The organism is Vibrio sp. 2096 (assembly GCF_033339595.1).
GTDB lineage: Bacteria > Pseudomonadota > Gammaproteobacteria > Enterobacterales > Vibrionaceae > Vibrio > Vibrio alginolyticus.
The window spans coordinates 119799-136886 of record NZ_JAWOUX010000002.1 but is presented as its reverse complement, the minus strand read 5'-3'; the positions used below and the strand labels follow the sequence as shown (position 1 = coordinate 136886).

18 protein-coding genes are annotated in these 17088 nt (G+C 44.5%); 1 reads left to right on the top strand and 17 read right to left on the bottom strand.

Annotated features, from left to right (window positions below; genetic code table 11):
* Positions 1-203 precede the first annotated feature (203 nt).
* On the bottom strand, positions 204-2624 hold the full coding sequence (locus R7Q41_RS03905) for an ATP-binding protein (protein ID WP_258479503.1): 2421 nt from the start codon (positions 2622-2624) through the stop codon (positions 204-206).
* Between the two features lie 51 nt (positions 2625-2675).
* Here R7Q41_RS03905 and R7Q41_RS03900 point away from each other — a divergent pair, with 51 nt between their 5' ends.
* Entirely contained in the window at positions 2676-3287 is a 612-nt protein-coding gene (locus R7Q41_RS03900) for a YecA family protein (protein ID WP_203345782.1), read from the top strand.
* 73 nt (positions 3288-3360) lie between these two features.
* On the opposite strand, the gene R7Q41_RS03895 is transcribed toward R7Q41_RS03900, so the two are convergent.
* From R7Q41_RS03895 to cydA, 16 genes are all read right to left on the bottom strand, one after another.
* Entirely contained in the window at positions 3361-4527 is a 1167-nt protein-coding gene (locus R7Q41_RS03895; protein ID WP_203345781.1) for a glutathionylspermidine synthase family protein, read from the bottom strand.
* Positions 4528-4535: 8 nt separating this feature from the next.
* Complete coding sequence (locus tag R7Q41_RS03890; RefSeq protein WP_025766906.1) at positions 4536-5105, bottom strand: DUF1190 domain-containing protein; 570 nt, start codon at positions 5103-5105, stop codon at positions 4536-4538.
* Between the two features lie 8 nt (positions 5106-5113).
* Positions 5114-5530: a DUF350 domain-containing protein gene (locus tag R7Q41_RS03885; RefSeq protein ID WP_005378281.1), complete on the bottom strand. Its 417-nt coding sequence runs from the start codon at positions 5528-5530 to the stop codon at positions 5114-5116.
* On the bottom strand, positions 5530-6573 hold the full coding sequence (locus R7Q41_RS03880) for a potassium channel protein (RefSeq protein ID WP_158173768.1): 1044 nt from the start codon (positions 6571-6573) through the stop codon (positions 5530-5532). Before R7Q41_RS03880 ends, R7Q41_RS03885 begins: the two co-directional genes overlap by 1 nt.
* 118 nt (positions 6574-6691) lie before the next feature.
* The gene (gene nadA / locus R7Q41_RS03875) at positions 6692-7753 is read right to left on the bottom strand and encodes a quinolinate synthase NadA (protein WP_064367997.1); all 1062 of its coding nucleotides are present in this window, start codon (positions 7751-7753) and stop codon (positions 6692-6694) included.
* A 247-nt stretch (positions 7754-8000) separates the two neighbouring features.
* Entirely contained in the window at positions 8001-8753 is a 753-nt protein-coding gene (gene ybgF / locus R7Q41_RS03870; protein WP_005378285.1) for a tol-pal system protein YbgF, read from the bottom strand.
* Between the two features lie 15 nt (positions 8754-8768).
* On the bottom strand, positions 8769-9293 hold the full coding sequence (gene pal, locus R7Q41_RS03865; protein WP_005378293.1) for a peptidoglycan-associated lipoprotein Pal: 525 nt from the start codon (positions 9291-9293) through the stop codon (positions 8769-8771).
* A gap of 30 nt (positions 9294-9323) precedes the next feature.
* The gene (gene tolB / locus R7Q41_RS03860; RefSeq protein WP_005387925.1) at positions 9324-10676 is read right to left on the bottom strand and encodes a Tol-Pal system beta propeller repeat protein TolB; all 1353 of its coding nucleotides are present in this window, start codon (positions 10674-10676) and stop codon (positions 9324-9326) included.
* Between the two features lie 12 nt (positions 10677-10688).
* Positions 10689-11756, bottom strand: a complete 1068-nt coding sequence (gene tolA / locus R7Q41_RS03855; protein ID WP_017820045.1) for a cell envelope integrity protein TolA — start codon at positions 11754-11756, stop codon at positions 10689-10691.
* Between the two features lie 13 nt (positions 11757-11769).
* A complete protein-coding gene (locus R7Q41_RS03850; RefSeq protein ID WP_005378298.1) occupies positions 11770-12213 on the bottom strand; it encodes an ExbD/TolR family protein in 444 nt (147 codons plus the stop codon).
* A gap of 3 nt (positions 12214-12216) precedes the next feature.
* Positions 12217-12915 (bottom strand): protein TolQ, encoded by a 699-nt coding sequence (gene tolQ / locus R7Q41_RS03845; protein ID WP_005378301.1) that lies wholly within the window; start codon positions 12913-12915, stop codon positions 12217-12219.
* Complete coding sequence (gene ybgC, locus R7Q41_RS03840; RefSeq protein WP_017820044.1) at positions 12905-13324, bottom strand: tol-pal system-associated acyl-CoA thioesterase; 420 nt, start codon at positions 13322-13324, stop codon at positions 12905-12907. Before ybgC ends, tolQ begins: the two co-directional genes overlap by 11 nt.
* 172 nt (positions 13325-13496) lie before the next feature.
* Positions 13497-13799: a cyd operon protein YbgE gene (gene ybgE, locus R7Q41_RS03835; protein WP_033905055.1), complete on the bottom strand. Its 303-nt coding sequence runs from the start codon at positions 13797-13799 to the stop codon at positions 13497-13499.
* Positions 13792-13899 carry a cytochrome bd-I oxidase subunit CydX gene (gene cydX / locus R7Q41_RS03830; RefSeq protein ID WP_000270284.1) on the bottom strand — a complete coding sequence of 36 codons (108 nt, stop codon included), beginning with the start codon at positions 13897-13899 and terminating at the stop codon, positions 13792-13794. The genes ybgE and cydX overlap by 8 nt, the downstream gene beginning before the upstream one ends.
* A 12-nt stretch (positions 13900-13911) precedes the next feature.
* Positions 13912-15048 (bottom strand): cytochrome d ubiquinol oxidase subunit II, encoded by a 1137-nt coding sequence (cydB, locus tag R7Q41_RS03825; RefSeq protein ID WP_006742909.1) that lies wholly within the window; start codon positions 15046-15048, stop codon positions 13912-13914.
* 17 nt (positions 15049-15065) lie between these two features.
* Positions 15066-16652, bottom strand: a complete 1587-nt coding sequence (cydA, locus tag R7Q41_RS03820) for a cytochrome ubiquinol oxidase subunit I (protein ID WP_005378311.1) — start codon at positions 16650-16652, stop codon at positions 15066-15068.
* Positions 16653-17088 lie beyond the last annotated feature (436 nt).

Sequence of the window (17088 nt, the reverse complement as noted above, 5' to 3'; positions counted from 1 at the left end):
CGAAAACAGTCACTCCTATAGCTTATGCTACCAAGCTGCGAAAATTCAGAGTATTACCGATATAATCACAGTAGAAGGTCTTGCTGTTTTACTCGTAAAAGTAAAACTGCAAGCCTGTTCATTGCGGGTTAGAAGAGTTTGTCACGAAGCTGGATGACGTATGAATAGTAAGAACAATTCACAGTTGCGCCATATTGATTAAATTATGGTGAGGCCAGCAAAATCGTTAATGTATCGATATCATCTTGGTCTGGGGATTGCTGACGCTTTAAGTTACTTCTTATCCGTTCGGCGACTGAAGAAACGTCGCCACTGAGTTCAAGGGGAGCCTCCGCAATGATCGCTGAAATAGCCTCAAGTGCTTCATTAAGATGTCCATTATCTAGAGCGACATAGAAGTTGAGTAACCACTTTTCAGCATTAAAGCTATCTGCTGCATTTCCATCAAAGTCCGATTGGTACTGATATAACTGTGTCGCATGAAGATACAGTGCATCATTTAATTCAGACTCCACTATTGGTTTCGCTATTATGTGATCTGCTCCTACATTAATCATACGCTCTTGTGTTTCTTTGAACACATCCGCTGTACAGCCAAAAATCAGTACCGACTTAGCAGGTGAACTCATTGCTCGAATGGCTGATATGGCCCCAACGCCATCTAGAACAGGCATATGATTATCCATCAGTATCAAATCAAATGGTTTGATCGCAACCTCATCGACTGCAAGCTGACCATTTTCGACACTTGTGCACTCAAAGCCCTTGGCTCGGAGGAAAGTTTCCATAATGATCGCATTTGTTCGGTTGTCTTCAACAATGAGTGCTTTCAACCCTTTACAGTTCAATTTATGTGTATTGATTGACTCTACTTTACCTGGCTTGCAAGGTGTAAGGGCAATTTCGACAGTAAAAGTCGTTCCAGCGTCCTCCTGACTCTCTACAACCACTTGCCCACCCATATGTTCCGCGATTTCTTTGACTATTGCTAAACCAAGCCCTGTTCCACCAAACCGTCTAGTCGTTGATGACTCCGCTTGCTCAAAAGGACGAAAAATGCGTTTTTGTGCCTCTTTTGAAATACCAATTCCTGTATCTTTTACCTTTAGTATCAGCTTGGTGCCTGCCTTACTCGATTTCTCGGCTAGCTCTACCTCTACGATGCCACGATCGGTGAACTTAACAGCGTTATTGAGTAGATTGAACAGTACTTGACGCAAACGGGCTTTGTCATTGTTGTACCAACGACCCGTTGGTAAATGCGAGACTACTCTAAAGCGAAGACCTTTTTCTGCACATAGAGTTTGATAAACACTCTTGATACTGCCGATAATCGACTCAATTGGGAAAGGCTTATTTTCAAACTCAACATGCCCTTGTTCAATTTTTGAGTAATCTAAAATCTCATTGAGTAATGTCATCATGTGATCACCTGAATCATAAAGTGTTCTCAGGTGCTTACGTTGCTCATCGGTAAGTGGTGTTTTTAACAGTATCTGGGCAGTTCCTAGTACACCGTTCATTGGTGTGCGAATCTCGTGGGACAATGTGGCTAAAAATGCCGTTTTAGCGTTTGTCGAAGCCTGAGCTTTTATTCTCTCCTGCTCCAAATAGATCGTCTTTTCATTGAACTTCTCGATAAGCTGTCCGATTTCGTCATCGCTATCGTACTCAATATCTATGATCCCACCTGTTTTAGAGTCGTCAATCTTAGCGGCAATGCGAACAATTGGTTCAACAATATAGCGATTCAGTAAGTAGTAACCGACCAAGACACACAAGAGCAAAAATGGAATGATCCTCCCCTCAACGCTCATCACTTGTTCAAACACTTGATCGGCGACTTTAGCTTTTGCGTTGACAACTTCCATGCGCCAGTCGAACTCTCCGAAATCAAGCTCGCTGACATAAATTTCGTCCGTCAGTAGAAAGTTGTGTTCAATAATCACGTTTGAGTCAGCATCGCGAACCACTACCCCCAAAGAATGCTGGTTCGTGTGCTCTCGAATAAACTGAAAAAGTGCATCAAGTGATAGGTCTACCGTTACAACTCCAGCGAATCGACCGTTTTGGTAGTACGGAGAAGACGCGGTAATCATCTGGACCTGAGTAAAGGTATCGATGTAAACCGTAGACCAACTAACAGAACCTACCGGAGCATCGGCGGCAGCGACATACCAGGGTTCATTATCATAACCGCCAGATTCGGGGTTATTGTAGGAGTGAATTTGGTCAATACCACTATCACTGTTTTTATTGAAGAATAGACTTTTATATCTCCATTGTTCTGCTTTGAGTTCGGGTTTAGGCCATACGCCACCACTAACAAGCATCTTGTCACTCAATTGAAGTATATGTGGAATTATTGTGTTGAGAGATTGAATATTTTCAGTCCCTTGGGCTAGCCCTACTAAGCTGCTCAATACACCTGTAGAACTGAGGAGGGGCTCTTTGATCTCAAGAGCCAGAAGTTGGGTACGTAACTCTAGGTTTTGCTCTAGCTTTTGTCTAACCGGTGGCTCAACAACCAAATAGGCGACAGAACCGATAGTGGCGATAAAGAAGCACAGGTAAAGTGTTAGGGCGAGAATGCTTTTTTTTCTAAGTGATGAGCGAATTTCCATAGATGTGTGAATCATTCCCTAATATCGATTTATCACTAATTGATTGGTAAGATGAGCGCAATCAACCAGCCCATTAACAAATGGTATTCTATTTTGAAACTACAAGACATCCTTTCTCTCCCAGAACTTGACGGTAAACTACTAAACCTAGCAAAAACTCAAGGCTTTGTAACAGCGATGGCTGCAGCGCCAAACGTATTAATGCCTCAAGAGTGGTTGCCATTCTTATGGGGTGGAGAAGAAACAGCGCCATTTACTGACGGTGAACAACTAGAGCAGTACATTGACGAGATTGTACAAATGTGGAACCAAACTCGTCCCGCTCTCCTAGAAGGCACTTGGCAGTGGCCTGCAGGGTGCGCGCTAGATGAGCAAGACATTGTAACAAGTCAGGCTCGCGATTTCTGTGAAGGTGTATTACAAGGCTGGCAACTTGCGCGTGATGACTGGGAAACGTTGATGCCTGAGGATAGCGAAGATAATGCCCTACTCGGTGGTCTTTTACTTTCTCTTACTATGCTTTACGACCCAGAAACAACCATTGAAACATTGGCCGAACAAGGTATGGAAGGCTTAGAGCAGTTTGAGGAAATCTTCAATGCAATGCCAGTGATGTTATGTGGTCTTACCCAGCGCGGTGTTGCATTAGCTGAAGAACAATAGACGCAACGCTGTCGACCATCAAGATTGAACGGCTGAATAGACAAAAAGCTCTCCAAATGGAGAGCTTTTTTGATCATGTTAAAATTACATGTGGAATATACCGCGCCATATCTTGAGTCACTAAGCTACTGTCTTCCCTAATCGAAATACCGGCAGCTCTATCATTGACCAACCAACTGCCAATTAACGTATGGTTTTGCCCAAACTTAGGTAGTGGATGGTATTGCTGGACGATATTAAATTTAGATTCATAAGGCCCTGACGTTTTAACAAAACGTTTTCCATCGATGACGATCTCGATGTTCGCGCCCTCTCGAGAAAATAGTGGCTTGATGACATAATCTCTCATAGTGTTCGCTTTTGAATCGTTAGCAAAATAAGCGGGCAAAAGGTTCGGGTGGTTAGGAAAACGCTCCCACAATAACGGTAAAAGTGCTTTATTGGATAGAATCGACTTCCACATCGGTTCTAACCAGTTTACGTTCGCAGTCGCTAAGTACTTCGCATATTCCTCTTCAAACATAAACTCCCAAGGGTAAAGCTTAAACATCCAACGAATCGCTCTGTCGTCAGCATCCACAAACAGACCATCTTCCGTCACTCCAATATCTTCGACATGCACGAATGCCGTTGCTAACCCTGCCTCTCGCGCGCAATCCTCTAAATACTGGACAGTCCCTTTATCTTCTTCAGTGTACTTGCAGCAGCTAAAGTGAAGTGTTTGTCCTGGTTGGTATTTTGCTATTTCGGCAAAGCGCTCGATCAAAAAGTCTTGAAGAATATTGAATTGATCCGCGCTCTGGTGAACTCGACCTTTATTTACAACATCTTCTAGCCACACCCACTGCCAAAAGCCAGTTTCAAACAAGCTGGTTGGCGTATCCGCATTGTTTTCCAGTAATTTTGCTGACGAGGTCCCGTTGTACGCGAAATCCAGCCGCGAATAAAGCGAAGGTTCGCTTCGTCTCCATGAAGAAGCGACCTGCTCCCACATAGATTCAGGGATCGCACATTGCGTCAGCAACCGCTCACTCCGAACGACTTCATCCACAATAGCCAGGCACATCTGATGCAGCTCTTCAGTGGGCGCTTCTATATCGCGCTCAATTTGCTCCAGCGTGAATTGATAGTAAGCACTCTCATCCCAATACGGTTGGTCATACATGGTATGGAAACCAAAACCAAACTGGCGTGCTAATTCACGCCAGTTTTCGCGCTCTTGTATTTCTCGTCGAAACATAGTTCTTTTTAACCGCCTCGACTGACCGACACCGCTTTACCAAACCCGCCTCGAGACATCGCCCTGCCAATGGTGCCGCCACCACGTTTATTAAGGCTATTCGTCGCAACTTTGGTCGGCTGATTTCGGTAGGAGCCAAAGAATTGTCCTGCTCCATTATAGAATTTGGATTTATAACGGTACATCGGCTCTGAGTAATAGCTCTTGTTATAACCTTTCAACCCGCTTAATGAGCGACTGTAAAAAAAACCGCCAAAGTTAGGTACATAAGCTCGGGAACTGGAACTGTAGTAACAATCATCCTCGTAGAAATCATTCTCGCATTCGAACTCGCTGCGGTAGCGAGGGGCATTTTGTTCGGCACGAGCTAAAGCTTCTTGGTATGCAATGTCACACTGTTCACTAAACTCAGGCGAGTTAGATTTACACTCATCAGCATCAGAAAAAATGTACCCTTCTGTTTTTGACTCGTACGTAGCAAAGAAGAAAATACCACCAAAGGCAGCAAAGGGAAGAATTTTCCCAAGCTTTAAGCTTTTGTCCATGGAAGAACGTTTAACGTTAGAACTCCGCTTCATCGTTCCTCCTAGTAGGTCATGCACGCGGCATTCAATACGCCAACCGAAACAGAAACTGCTGCTAATACGATACCGGCTGGCAGTTCATCTTTTTCGATACGCTCTGCCACTTTCGGAAGTAAAATAAAGCGTACAATTGCAAATGCGATAATTTGAGCAAGCATTGCGACAACGCCCCACACCATAAAATCGACGATATTGACCGAGTTTTTTGCCGCCCCCGAAATCGCGAGACAGTAACCAAGGAAAGCCCCACTTAGCGCAATCGCTGCTGCTGTATTTTGTTTTTCTTTGATCAGATGCCACTCATCGTATGGCGTCAACTTGACGTAGATGAACTTAAACGCCAATACAAAAATAATAGAAACAGAGAAATAGAGTAAAAAGTTTGGGAAGCCTGCTAACAGGCCGGCAATCATGTGCATTATTGTTCCTTGTTCATTTCTTTCCAGGCAAAATCTTCAATACGTTCATCTGCAATGTAAAACAGCTTGGTACTCGCGGGTACTTCAGCATCTAAATCTGGGTTGAGTTGAATACCATCGCCAATATCAAAAGCAATCAGCGTGGCATGATGGCGTCTTTTGAGAAAAACGAAGAGATTCTCAATAGTGGTGGCAGACTGCCCCTCAGGATAAATAACTGAGTATTGCGTCATACCTCGTGTTGAAGCCAAAAGCTCCTGATGAAGCGCACTTGAGCCCGGGTCAACCGCCGCTTTTGCCAACATTTCTGCGCCAACAGCAGGTATGCATTCCGCTTTCGGGCAATGCTGACTTAGAAGTCGGCCTAGCGCTTCATCTTTAAAGTAAGCGACCAAATGAGCGGAAGGGTTTACAGATGCGCAGTATAGAGCGGCTGACAAGGTAATGTCGTCCGAGAGATTATCCACAATAATGCAAGCGGCTTCGGCAATATTGGCGTTTTTCATTTCTTGCGAATCGGTATAACTGGTCACTTTGATAAAACTGATTTCGCCAGGTAACGGGTTCTCTATTTCTGAACGGCTGCATAAAACAATCGGACGCTTTCCCTCTTCTTCATGTTGTAACATGCGAATAAGGTGCATCGTTCTCGATCCATTCCAGCCCAACAATACAATATGGTTTTCCACTCTTACTCTCCGTTTTCCTAAAATACCCGCTCGCCAATAGTCCATCGCTGCTCCAGCGACACGCCCCAATAATGCGGCGAATAAGCTCAAACCGCCGGGGATTACAAATAGTACGACAACCCATTTACCCAAATCTGTTACAGGAGAATGGTCGCCATAACCCACCGTACTCGCCGTAACCATGAGGTAATAGATAAAGTTAGCGAAACTGTCTGTTAATGCGGTTTCACCAGCGAGAACCAGCAGCCACCATGAAAGGCTCACATATAAGCCACTAAAGATGAGAAGGCTTCGGTTGCTCAATTTAAGAAGGTGGGAACTAAGCCACTTTTTAACTACTAACCACACCGCCATAAATTTATGACCTCGATATTCATTGATTGCATCAATAGTAACTCATTGATAGTAAGACACAAAAAAACCAGCCATATTCGGCTGGTTTTTGAGATTTACTTTCAGTTACGCCTACTTTTTAAGCATTACCTTTCACTTGCATATTTAGCTGCTCAGCAAAATCTAGCATGCGGTTCAGTGGGATAAGTGATTTCACACGCAGTTCTTCGTCAACAAAAATCTCGTGCTCTTCACCACCTTCACTAAGCGCTTTCTCAATTGCTTTCAAACCGTTCATTGCCATCCAAGGACAGTGTGCACAGCTGCGACATGTTGCGCCTGCACCTGCGGTTGGCGCTTCGATAAGTTCTTTCTCTGGCACAAGTTGCTGCATTTTAAAGAAAATGCCTTTGTCTGTCGCAACGATCATTTGTTTGTGAGGAAGCTCTTTCGCTGCTTTGATCAGCTGACTCGTTGATCCAACGGCATCGGCAAGTTCTACGACGCTTGCTGGTGACTCAGGGTGAACCAAAATAGCCGCATCTGGATACACGCTCTTCATTTTTCGTAGCGCATCAGCAGAGAACTCATCATGAACCACACACTCACCCTGCCAAAGCAGCATATCTGCGCCAGTTTTGTTAGCGATGTACGATCCTAGGTGACGGTCTGGTCCCCAAATAATTGGCTTATCTTCAGCGTCTAAGTGTTCCACGATTTCAAGCGCAATACTCGATGTAACGACCCAGTCGGCACGGGCTTTAACCGCTGCTGAGGTGTTTGCGTAAACTACAACCGTATGATCAGGGTGAGCATCACAAAACTCGCTGAACTTATCCGCAGGACAGCCAAGGTCGAGCGAACATTCCGCTTCCAACGTTGGCATTAGAATGCGCTTTTCTGGTGTCAGAATTTTGGCCGACTCGCCCATAAAGCGAACACCACCAATAATCAATGTACTTGCAGGGTGACGATTACCAAACTTCGCCATTTCCAACGAGTCACCAACAAACCCGCCAGTGTCTTCAGCTAGGGCTTGAATCTCAGGGTCGGTATAATAGTGTGCGATAAGTACCGCATCTTTTTCTTTGAGTAACTTTTTAATACGCTCAATGTAAGATGCTTTTTCTTCTTCGCTTAATGGAACTGGTTTCGGTGGGAATGGGTAAACAGTGTCGATTTTATCTAATATATGGCTCATTGCTCTTGCTCTACGCAACTTCCTTTAATCCGAGTATTGTAACCTCGTTAATTTTCAAAAACCAACTTGTCGCGGGGATTTCTAGCGGTCTAGCCGTATATCTTTGTTACAGGTAGCATTTCCGAGTAGCGAAATTCGGACACAAGGTCAGAGGCTCTGCATCATTGCTATCGACTTAGCCGTTCTGCACCAACAGAAAATGGAAAAGAAAAAGGAAGCCGAGGCTTCCTTTTCAAAACATAACGTCTTACAGCTTAGAGCTGGCAAGTTTTGCAGATGCACTACCTGGGTATTCATCAACCACTTGTTGGTAGTACTTTTTCGCTTGAGCTGCATTGTTATTACGCTCAGCGATTTCGCCTAACTTAAGCAACGCATCGGCTCGCTTGTTGGAGTCTTTATAAGACACAACAGCGGCAAAACTTTTCACTGCATCCTCATCCTGCTTTTTAGCGAAGTACAACTGACCTAACCAGTAGTGAGAATTCGCTGAATATGTAGAATCAGGATAATCTTTCTGGAACTGCTGGAACGCTGCAATTGCGCCAGTGTAATCACGCTTTTTGAGAATGAGGTCAACTGCATTCTGATATGCCGTTTGCTCATCAACATTTGGAGTGTACTGGCCACCTGTTTTCACAGGTTGTGCTTCTTGTGCAGGTGTGGATTTTATCTCTCCACGAACACGATCCAGCTCGACAAACAACTCACGTTGACGTTGCAACATTTGTTTCATTTCGTAGCTATTTCGCTCTAATTGACCACGCAATTCACTGATCTCTTGTGACATTTGGTCAATTTGCTGTTGCATTTGGAGCTGAACGCGATTGCGATTTTGTAGCAAACGTTCTAGACGCTCTACTTCCGTTTCAGATGAACGGCTCTTAGAGACGGATGATGTGCTGTTGAGATCGGATACTGGAGCTGGTGCAGCGAACGCAAAGTTCGCTGCACTTGCCAGTAACGTAAGCGCAACAGCGCGCTTAGTGTTACTGAACATGAGGATTACCTCGAATTAGTATACTAGAACCGCGCGACGGTTCTTAGCGTAAACTTCATCTGATTGACCTAGAAGAAGTGGCTTCTCTTCACCGTAGCTAACGATTGAGATTTGGTCAGCTTGAACACCTAGTGCTTGTAGGTAGTTCGCTACTGCTTGTGCACGACGCTCACCTAGAGCAATGTTGTACTCAGGTGTACCGCGCTCATCAGCGTGACCTTCGATAGTTACGTTAAGTGCTGGGTTCTTGCTTAGGTAAGAAGCGTGAGCCGCTAGCATCTCTTCGTAATCTGCTGCAATTGTTGAGTTGTCAAAAGCAAAGTAGATTGTTTGAGTTTCACGTAGCGCTTGCTCTTTTAGCTCTTGCTCTGTCAACTGACCGCTTTGATCAATTGGCGTAGCTACTGTTGTTTCAACTGCGCCATTGTTGTTTGTTGCTGCACCAGTGTTAGAAGCAGCGTCGTCGCTTGAACTACACGCTGTAACAGCCATTACAGGAAGCGCGATTAGTAGCCCTTTTAGAACCTTGTTCAGTTGCATCTTATTTTCCTTTATTAATCAAACTTATTACTACAAAAACGGTGACCATGCAGGCGCTCGAACACGCCCATTTGTTGCCGGTAATCTAGCTTTGAATCGACCATCAATTGACACCATCGATAGTACGTTTTTCTTGTTGTAAATCGAGCTATACACAACCATGCCACCGTTTGGGGCAATACTAGGAGACTCATCAAGCAAGGTCTTAGTTAAGACTTGAAGAGCACCAGTTTCCAAATCTTGTTTCGCCAAATTAAATCCTGCGTTGCTGCGGTTCACCATAACTAGGAATCGCCCATCAGGAGTAATCTGACCACCCAAATTTTGGCTGCCTTGCCAAGTCAAACGGTCAATAGAACCGCTGCCCAAATTTACTTGATAAATCTGTGGTTTACCACCCCTATCCGATGTGAAAATCAACGATTTTCCATCCGGATGCCAGAACGGTTCCGTATTATTTGATCTGCCACGCGTAATTTGCGTCAGCTTACGAGTGTTAAGGTCAAACGTATAAACATGAAGCGAGCCTGTTTTAGAAAGAACAATCGCTAACTTATTGCCATCTGGCGAAAATCTTGGCGCACCATTGTGACGTGGGTATGAAGTAATTTTCTCACGTTCACCGGTGTAGATGTTCATGATGAAGATTTCTGCTTGGCCATTTTGGAAGCTAACATACGCAAGCTTTTTACCATCGGGGGACCACGCTGGTGACATTAATGGTTGCTTAGAACGTAAAACCAGACGCTCATTGTAGCCATCGTAATCAGCGACTCGAAGTTGGTAAGGGAAACGGTCTTTATCGTTCACTACCACATATGCGATACGAGTCATGAAAGCGCCACGGTCGCCAGTTAACTGTTCATACACCAAATCAGAGATACGGTGAGCGTACTCACGCATACGAGGCCCTTGAACAGTGGCTACTTTATTGAACAGCACATGATCTTTTGACAGAACCAATTCACCGTCACTACCAAGCGCCTTACTCTTCCCACCTGTTAACTGACCACGCACAATATCAACAAGTTGATAGTTGATAACGTAGTCACCTTGGTCGTTTTGCTTGATTGAACCAGTCAATAGCGCATCCACACCTAAATTGGTCCAAGCATCAAAATTAACTTCTGATTCACTGAACGGTGTTTGTGGCATTTTGCTCGTTGGAACTGGGCTGAATTTACCACTACGTTGTAAATCCGAGGCGATAACAGCAGAAACATCCGTTGGAAGCGCTTGTGTGCCCTCCCACTTAAACGGAACAACAGCAATTGGTCGTGCTGAATCAATACCATCGGTAATGACCAACTCTAATGCGGCATTCGCCACATTTGTCATACTGCTAAACAGTACAAACATTCCTAGTAAAAGGCGTCTAATCACGTCTTATTCCTTTTAGTCCAAAGCAACAGTTATGTTGATGTCTTTTAGTCTTTCATTGACCGCTGATTCTGAAGATTTAGGGAACGTCCCTACCTGAGCTATTGCTCGCTTCGCCGCAGCACATACTCGAGTATCGCCACTCAAAACGGTAACACCAGAGACCATCATATCAGTTCCTGTCGGAATCAATTTGATGTTTACCCTACACTCCTTTCCCAGCAAGTAGTCATCCTTAATCAGCTTTTGCTGAATATTTTGAGTATAGATGGATGACATACGAGAAAGTTCGTCGTCAATAAATTGATTGCGCGCAGCACTGTTTTTACTGACCTCATCCTCAAGACCCGCAAAAATATCATCTAACGCGGCTTCTTGAGCTTTACGCTCACGCTCGGCACGCTCAGCTGCTTCTCTCGCTTTACGCTCTCGCTCCGCTGCCTCTTTTGCCGCTTTCTCTTTTGCAATGCGCTCTTGTTCAGCTTTTTCAGCAGCTTCACGCTCACGACGTGCTTTTTCTTCCGCTTCTTTTGCTGCTTTTTCGCGAGCTAAACGTTCTTGCTCAGCTTTTGCTATAGCCGCTTCTTTTGCTAAACGCTCCTGCTCAGCTTTACGCACGGCTTCTTCTTTTGCCTTGCGCTCTTTTTCTAGCTTAGCAGCTCGCTCTTTTTCTTTGCGAACACGTTCTTCTTCCTGCTTGCGCTCTTGCTCTTTTTTCTTACGTGCAGCTTCTGCTTCTCGCGCCGCTTGAGCATCTTTCGCTTGCTGCTCTTTCAACTTGCGAATTTGCTCTTCTTCAGCTTTGCGGTTTTTTTCTAGCTGCTCTGCTTCGCGTCTCAGTTTATCAAGACGCTCTTGTTCTTTTTTCGCTGCCTTTTCGCGTTGCTGGCGAATTTCTTTCGCTTGTTGCTGCACAAGTTTTGGATCGATGACAACAGCTTGAACCATTTGCCCTGTAGGCTCTGGTTTAGACATGTTGAAGTCCGTCCCCCAAAGCAGGGCTGCAACTAGAATTGCATGCAAACCAACCGATATTGCTATCGGTTTGGCGTATTGGTTGGGTTTCTTCTTGTGATCTTTCATAGATAATTGATGTCTATTCCCTGATATCGGTCATTAGACCTACCTTAGGGATACCAGCTCGACTTAGTTCATCTAGCAATAGAACAACATCGGCATATGGTGTTGCCGCGTCGCCACCTACCGCAACTGGTGAATCCGGCTTAACCTCTCGCTCCGCTTTCACTCGCACAATAACATCTTGCAACGACAAACCTCGCTGAACTTCTTCATCATTTACGCTTAGGCCTAAATTACCCTCGCTATCAATTTCGATGATAATAAAGCTACTGTCAGTCTCGCCAGCAAGGTCTTGCATAGATTCTGCGGTCGATGTTTTCGGAAGATCAACGTCGACGCCTTGAGTCACAAATGGAGCGGTCGCCATAAAAATGATCAACAGTACGAGCATTACGTCGATATACGGAACAACGTTGATCTCCGCTGTCATTTTTCGCTTTTTAGGTTGATAACCCGCCATGCTTTATTCCTTATCCGCGCTGTCTCGGCCAGCCATCGCTTGACGATGAAGGATGCTGTGGAATTCTTCAGAAAATGTTGCGTAAGTGTGCTCTAGTTTACTCACTTTATTGCTTAGACGGTTGTACGCCATTACTGCCGGAATAGCCGCAAATAGCCCCATCGCTGTCGCGATAAGTGCCTCGGCGATACCCGGTGCAACCATAGACAACGTAGCTTGCTTTACTTCACCCAGCGCAATAAAGGCGTGCATGATGCCCCAAACGGTACCAAATAGGCCGATATAAGGGCTTATAGAACCGACTGTTGCCAAAAACGGTAAGCTTGTTTCTAGCTCATCTACTTCACGAGAAACAGCAACGCGCATTGCGCGGCCAGTGCCTTCCATGATGTAAGCTGGTGAATTTGCGTTGCTCTTACGTAGGCGAGCAAACTCTGTAAAACCTGCGTAGAAGATTTCTTCTGTGCCTTCAATTTCGTCTTTACGCGCTTTTACTTTTTGGTAAAGCTGAGAAAGATCAGTACCCGACCAAAATTTGTCTTCAAACTGCTCTGCATTTTTTGATGCTTGAGAAAGCACTTTGCTGCGCTTGATGATCATTGCCCATGACACAATTGACATGCCAAGCAACGTCAGCATCACAAGCTTTACCAACAGACTGGCCTGAAGAAAGAGATCTAAAATGGAAATATCAGCAGTCACTATTTGTTAGCTCCGAATTTATAAAGGTTGGAATAGCTATTGGTTTCATTTTCTTATTATCGATACATGCTACCTTAACCGAGGCCTTGCACAATATCTTGCCTTGATCATTGACCAACTCTTGACAGAATTGCAGAGAAGCACGTTTTATTTCTGACACTCGGGTTACGACTGTCAGATGCTCGTCCAGCCTAGCCCCTTGGTTGAAATCGATATCCATGTGTCGGACAACAAAGCCGATATTTTGTTCCAGTAACACATGTTGAGAAATGCCTTTAGCACGTAACATCTCTGTCCGTGCGCGCTCAAAGAATTTTAGATAATTAGAATGATATACAACACCGCCCGCATCAGTGTCTTCATAGTACACGGTGATCGGCCAGTGAAAGAGATTTGATGTGCCTTGCAAGGGAGTACCAATATATTCAATTCTTTAAAGTAATTACTATAACTGAAGCGACAGCAATTGGTACCGAGCTAAGGAAATATTTTTGAAATTTGTAGAAAAAATAAAAGCTAGGCGAGATACCTAGCTTTTATTCGATGATTTAGTAACCGACTTTATTACAGCATATTTCAGCCTAAATGAAATAAAGTGCCGTTAGATAAATTAAGATAGCTAACGAGAAATAAGGACTAAACAAAACTTGCCAGTACCAGTTTCTTGGCTTGAAGCCCACCCCATACACCATGCTTGAACATACAGACCAAATCAGTGCTGGTGCGATGATTGAGTTAAAACCACCAATTGCTTGATGGTAAGCTTCAGGGTCCCACATCACCAATCCTATGTGCATAAAGCCAAGGATGAGAGATAAGACTCGTAGCAGAGTCTTATCCATTGGTGCGTGAAGTTTCGCTACCTTATCAGCGAGGTTACTCACTGTCTTTATCCATCATTTCTGAGTGCTCTAGCCAAAGAGCGTTGATGATACCGAATGCACAAGCAAGTAGTACACCTAGAATCCATGCGAAATACCACATAGTAAATGCTCCTTAGTAAAGTGAGTTTTTGTTGTCTTCAATGTACTGGTCATCAAGGCGACCAAACATCTTGTAGTAAGTCCAAGATGTGTAACCAAGGATGATTGGCACCATAACAAACGCAACGCCTGTCATTAGGTTCAGAGTCAGCTCAGATGACGTTGCATCCCACATTGTTAAGCTGTGGCTTGGCATTAAGTCTGAAGGCATGATGAATGGGAACATCGCAAAACCTGCAGTAAAGATAACACCAGCAACACCCAAGCTTGAAGTAATGAACGAAATCGCACATTTTTCAAGACGAGATGCCAATACAGCGAGAAGCGGCATTGCAACACCTAATACAGGAGCAGCCCATAGTAGTGGGTAGTTTTCAAAGTTCTTCATCCACGCACCAGCTTCACGGATAACCTCTTTGTTTAGAGGGTTAGAAGCAGCGTTAGTGTCGATACCGCCAACAATGACGTAGCCATCGATATTTTGGATCCAGAAACCAGCCGCTACAAACGCAGCAACCGTCAGTAAACCAGCCAACTGAGCAACGTTGCGCGCACGCACATGCACTTCGCCTGTTGTTTTCATTTGTAGCCAAGTAGAACCTTGCATCAAAATCATGAACAAGCTTACTAGACCACACAACAGTGCAAATGGGTTTAGTAGACCAAAGAATGAGCCATGGTATGTTGGCATCAAGAACTCACTCAATTGGAACGGTACACCTTGTAGAAGGTTACCAAACGCCACACCAAAGATGATTGGCGGAACAAAACCACTGATTGAGATACAGATATCCCAGGTATTGCGCCATTTTGGATCTTCGATTTTAGAGCGGTAGTCTAGGCCCAGAGGACGAAGCCATAGCGCTGCTAGTGTCAAAATCATCGCTAAGTAAAAGCCTGAAAATGACGTTGCGTAAACCAAAGGCCAAGCTGCGAACAGTGCACCACCAGCAGTGATAAGCCAAACTTGGTTACCATCCCAGTGAGGAGCAATTGAGTTAATCATGACACGGCGTTGCGTGTCGTTTTTACCGATAATAGGTACAAGCGCGCCTACACCCATATCGAAGCCGTCTGTTACTGCAAAACCAACTAGTAGAACACCGATTAGTACCCACCAGATGAGTCGCAAGATTTCGTAATCAAACATCTTGTTATCTCCTTACCTTACGCTTCTACTTGGCGACTAACTTTGTCTTCAACAGAGTCAGCATTTTGCTCGAAGTGGTAGCGACCCGTTTTCAGGCTACTTGGGCCTTTACGAGCGAATTTCAACATTAGGTAAACTTCTGCAATCAGGAATACCGTGTATAGCGCCAGAATTGCGAAGAGTGAAGTCCAGATTTCACCTGCAGTTAGCGCAGAAGCTGCAACATGCACTGGTAGAATTTCACCTACAGCCCAAGGCTGACGGCCGTACTCAGCGACGAACCAACCCGCTTCAATTGCAATCCAAGGTAGTGGAATGCTAAATAGTGCAGCTTTTAGAATCCATTGTTTCTGTTCAATCTTCTGACGACACGTTTGGATAAACGCCGCACCAAAGACAAACAACATGATGAAGCCACAAGCAACCATGATACGGAATGACCAGAATAGCGGCCATACTGTTGGGATTGAGTCGTCCGCAGCAGCTTGGATTTGCTCTTCTGTTGCATCAACAACATTGTCTGTGTAGCGCTTTAGAAGTAGACCGTAACCTAGGTCACCTTTCACTTCATCAAACGCAGTCATGTTTTCTTCTGACTTGTCGCCCGCACGAAGCTTCTCTAGAAGTTCATAAGCGTACATGCCGTCACGAATACGATCGACGTGTTCATCACGTAAATCACGAAGACCTGTTACTTGCTCATCAAAAGAGCGTGTCGCGATAATACCCATTACGTAAGGGATCTTAATTGCGTAATCGGTATGCATCGTTTCCTGGTTAGGAACACCAAATAACGTAAATGCGGCAGGTGCAGGTTCAGTGTGCCACTCTGCTTCAATTGCAGCGAGTTTCACTTTTTGAACTTCACCAAGCTCGTAGCCAGATTCGTCACCAAGAACGATGGTAGATAAGATAGCTGCAATACCGAAAGAAGCAGCAATAGCAAACGAACGACGAGCAAACGCAATGTCACGACCTTTTAATAGGTAGTATGAACTGATGCCTAGAATAAACATTGCGCCACAAGTGTAACCAGAAGCAACCGTATGCACGAACTTAACCTGAGCAACTGGGTTTAGTACAACCTCAGAGAAGCTCACCATTTCCATTCGCATGGTTTCGAAGTTGAAATCTGCGCCTACTGGGTTTTGCATCCAGCCGTTTGCGATAAGAATCCAAAGAGCAGAGAAGTTAGAGCCTAGTGCCACAAGCCAGGTAACCGCTAAGTGTTGGCGTTTAGATAGACGATCCCACCCGAAGAAGAATAGACCAACAAAAGTTGACTCCAGGAAGAATGCGACAAGTGCTTCGATCGCTAGCGGTGCACCGAAGATATCACCTACATAGTGGGAGTAGTAAGACCAGTTCGTACCAAACTGGAACTCCATGGTAAGGCCTGTCGCCACACCAAGTGCAAAGTTAATACCGAATAGCTTACCCCAGAACTTGGTCATGTCCTTATAGATTTGCTTGTTCGTCATTACGTACATCGATTCCATAATGGCCAGAAGGAAGGCCATACCAAGGGTCAATGGTACGAATAGGAAGTGATACATCGCTGTCAGTGCAAACTGCAACCGCGATAGATCAACTACGTCAATCATGGTAACTCCTATGTGTCGGCTGAATGACACTCTCTACATATTGCAATCCATATTCAGGTGTTATTTACACTTGAAAAATGTTGAATTATCACAACTCATTGTTGCAAAAATGTGCTTCATTGGTTAGTTAATTGTTAAGCATCAGCTAATATAGCTAGGGCTAATATTACTTGTAAAAACAGATTGTTTCAAAAGGTTTATAGCCGTAACGCGCTTTGATATACATCAATGTTTATGCGCGGAATTTGCACAAAAATCCATCACATTGATCTAGATCAACCAGTATTGGATACGGATGTTAAGAGAGAGTAATCAGGAGAGAAATTAACCAGTTGCAAGCAAACATCGAGTTAACAATCAATGCTTTTTACTTACTAAACCAGTATGAGAAAAAATTCAAAAAATGTGAGTTTGGTCAACTTTAATGAAGCGCTGG

Excerpts from the sequence above, each read along its gene's own strand:
- R7Q41_RS03905 (WP_258479503.1), bottom strand. The coding sequence starts at position 2,624 with ATGGAAATTCGCTCATCACTTAGAAAAAAAAGCATTCTCGCCCTAACA.
- R7Q41_RS03900 (WP_203345782.1), top strand. The coding sequence starts at position 2,676 with ATGAGCGCAATCAACCAGCCCATTAACAAATGGTATTCTATTTTGAAA.
- R7Q41_RS03895 (WP_203345781.1), bottom strand. The coding sequence starts at position 4,527 with ATGTTTCGACGAGAAATACAAGAGCGCGAAAACTGGCGTGAATTAGCA.
- R7Q41_RS03890 (WP_025766906.1), bottom strand. The coding sequence starts at position 5,105 with ATGAAGCGGAGTTCTAACGTTAAACGTTCTTCCATGGACAAAAGCTTA.
- R7Q41_RS03885 (WP_005378281.1), bottom strand. The coding sequence starts at position 5,530 with ATGCACATGATTGCCGGCCTGTTAGCAGGCTTCCCAAACTTTTTACTC.
- R7Q41_RS03880 (WP_158173768.1), bottom strand. The coding sequence starts at position 6,573 with ATGGCGGTGTGGTTAGTAGTTAAAAAGTGGCTTAGTTCCCACCTTCTT.
- nadA (WP_064367997.1), bottom strand. The coding sequence starts at position 7,753 with ATGAGCCATATATTAGATAAAATCGACACTGTTTACCCATTCCCACCG.
- ybgF (WP_005378285.1), bottom strand. The coding sequence starts at position 8,753 with ATGTTCAGTAACACTAAGCGCGCTGTTGCGCTTACGTTACTGGCAAGT.
- pal (WP_005378293.1), bottom strand. The coding sequence starts at position 9,293 with ATGCAACTGAACAAGGTTCTAAAAGGGCTACTAATCGCGCTTCCTGTA.
- tolA (WP_017820045.1), bottom strand. The coding sequence starts at position 11,756 with ATGAAAGATCACAAGAAGAAACCCAACCAATACGCCAAACCGATAGCA.
- R7Q41_RS03850 (WP_005378298.1), bottom strand. The coding sequence starts at position 12,213 with ATGGCGGGTTATCAACCTAAAAAGCGAAAAATGACAGCGGAGATCAAC.
- cydX (WP_000270284.1), bottom strand. The coding sequence starts at position 13,899 with ATGTGGTATTTCGCATGGATTCTAGGTGTACTACTTGCTTGTGCATTC.
- cydB (WP_006742909.1), bottom strand. The coding sequence starts at position 15,048 with ATGTTTGATTACGAAATCTTGCGACTCATCTGGTGGGTACTAATCGGT.
- cydA (WP_005378311.1), bottom strand. The coding sequence starts at position 16,652 with ATGATTGACGTAGTTGATCTATCGCGGTTGCAGTTTGCACTGACAGCG.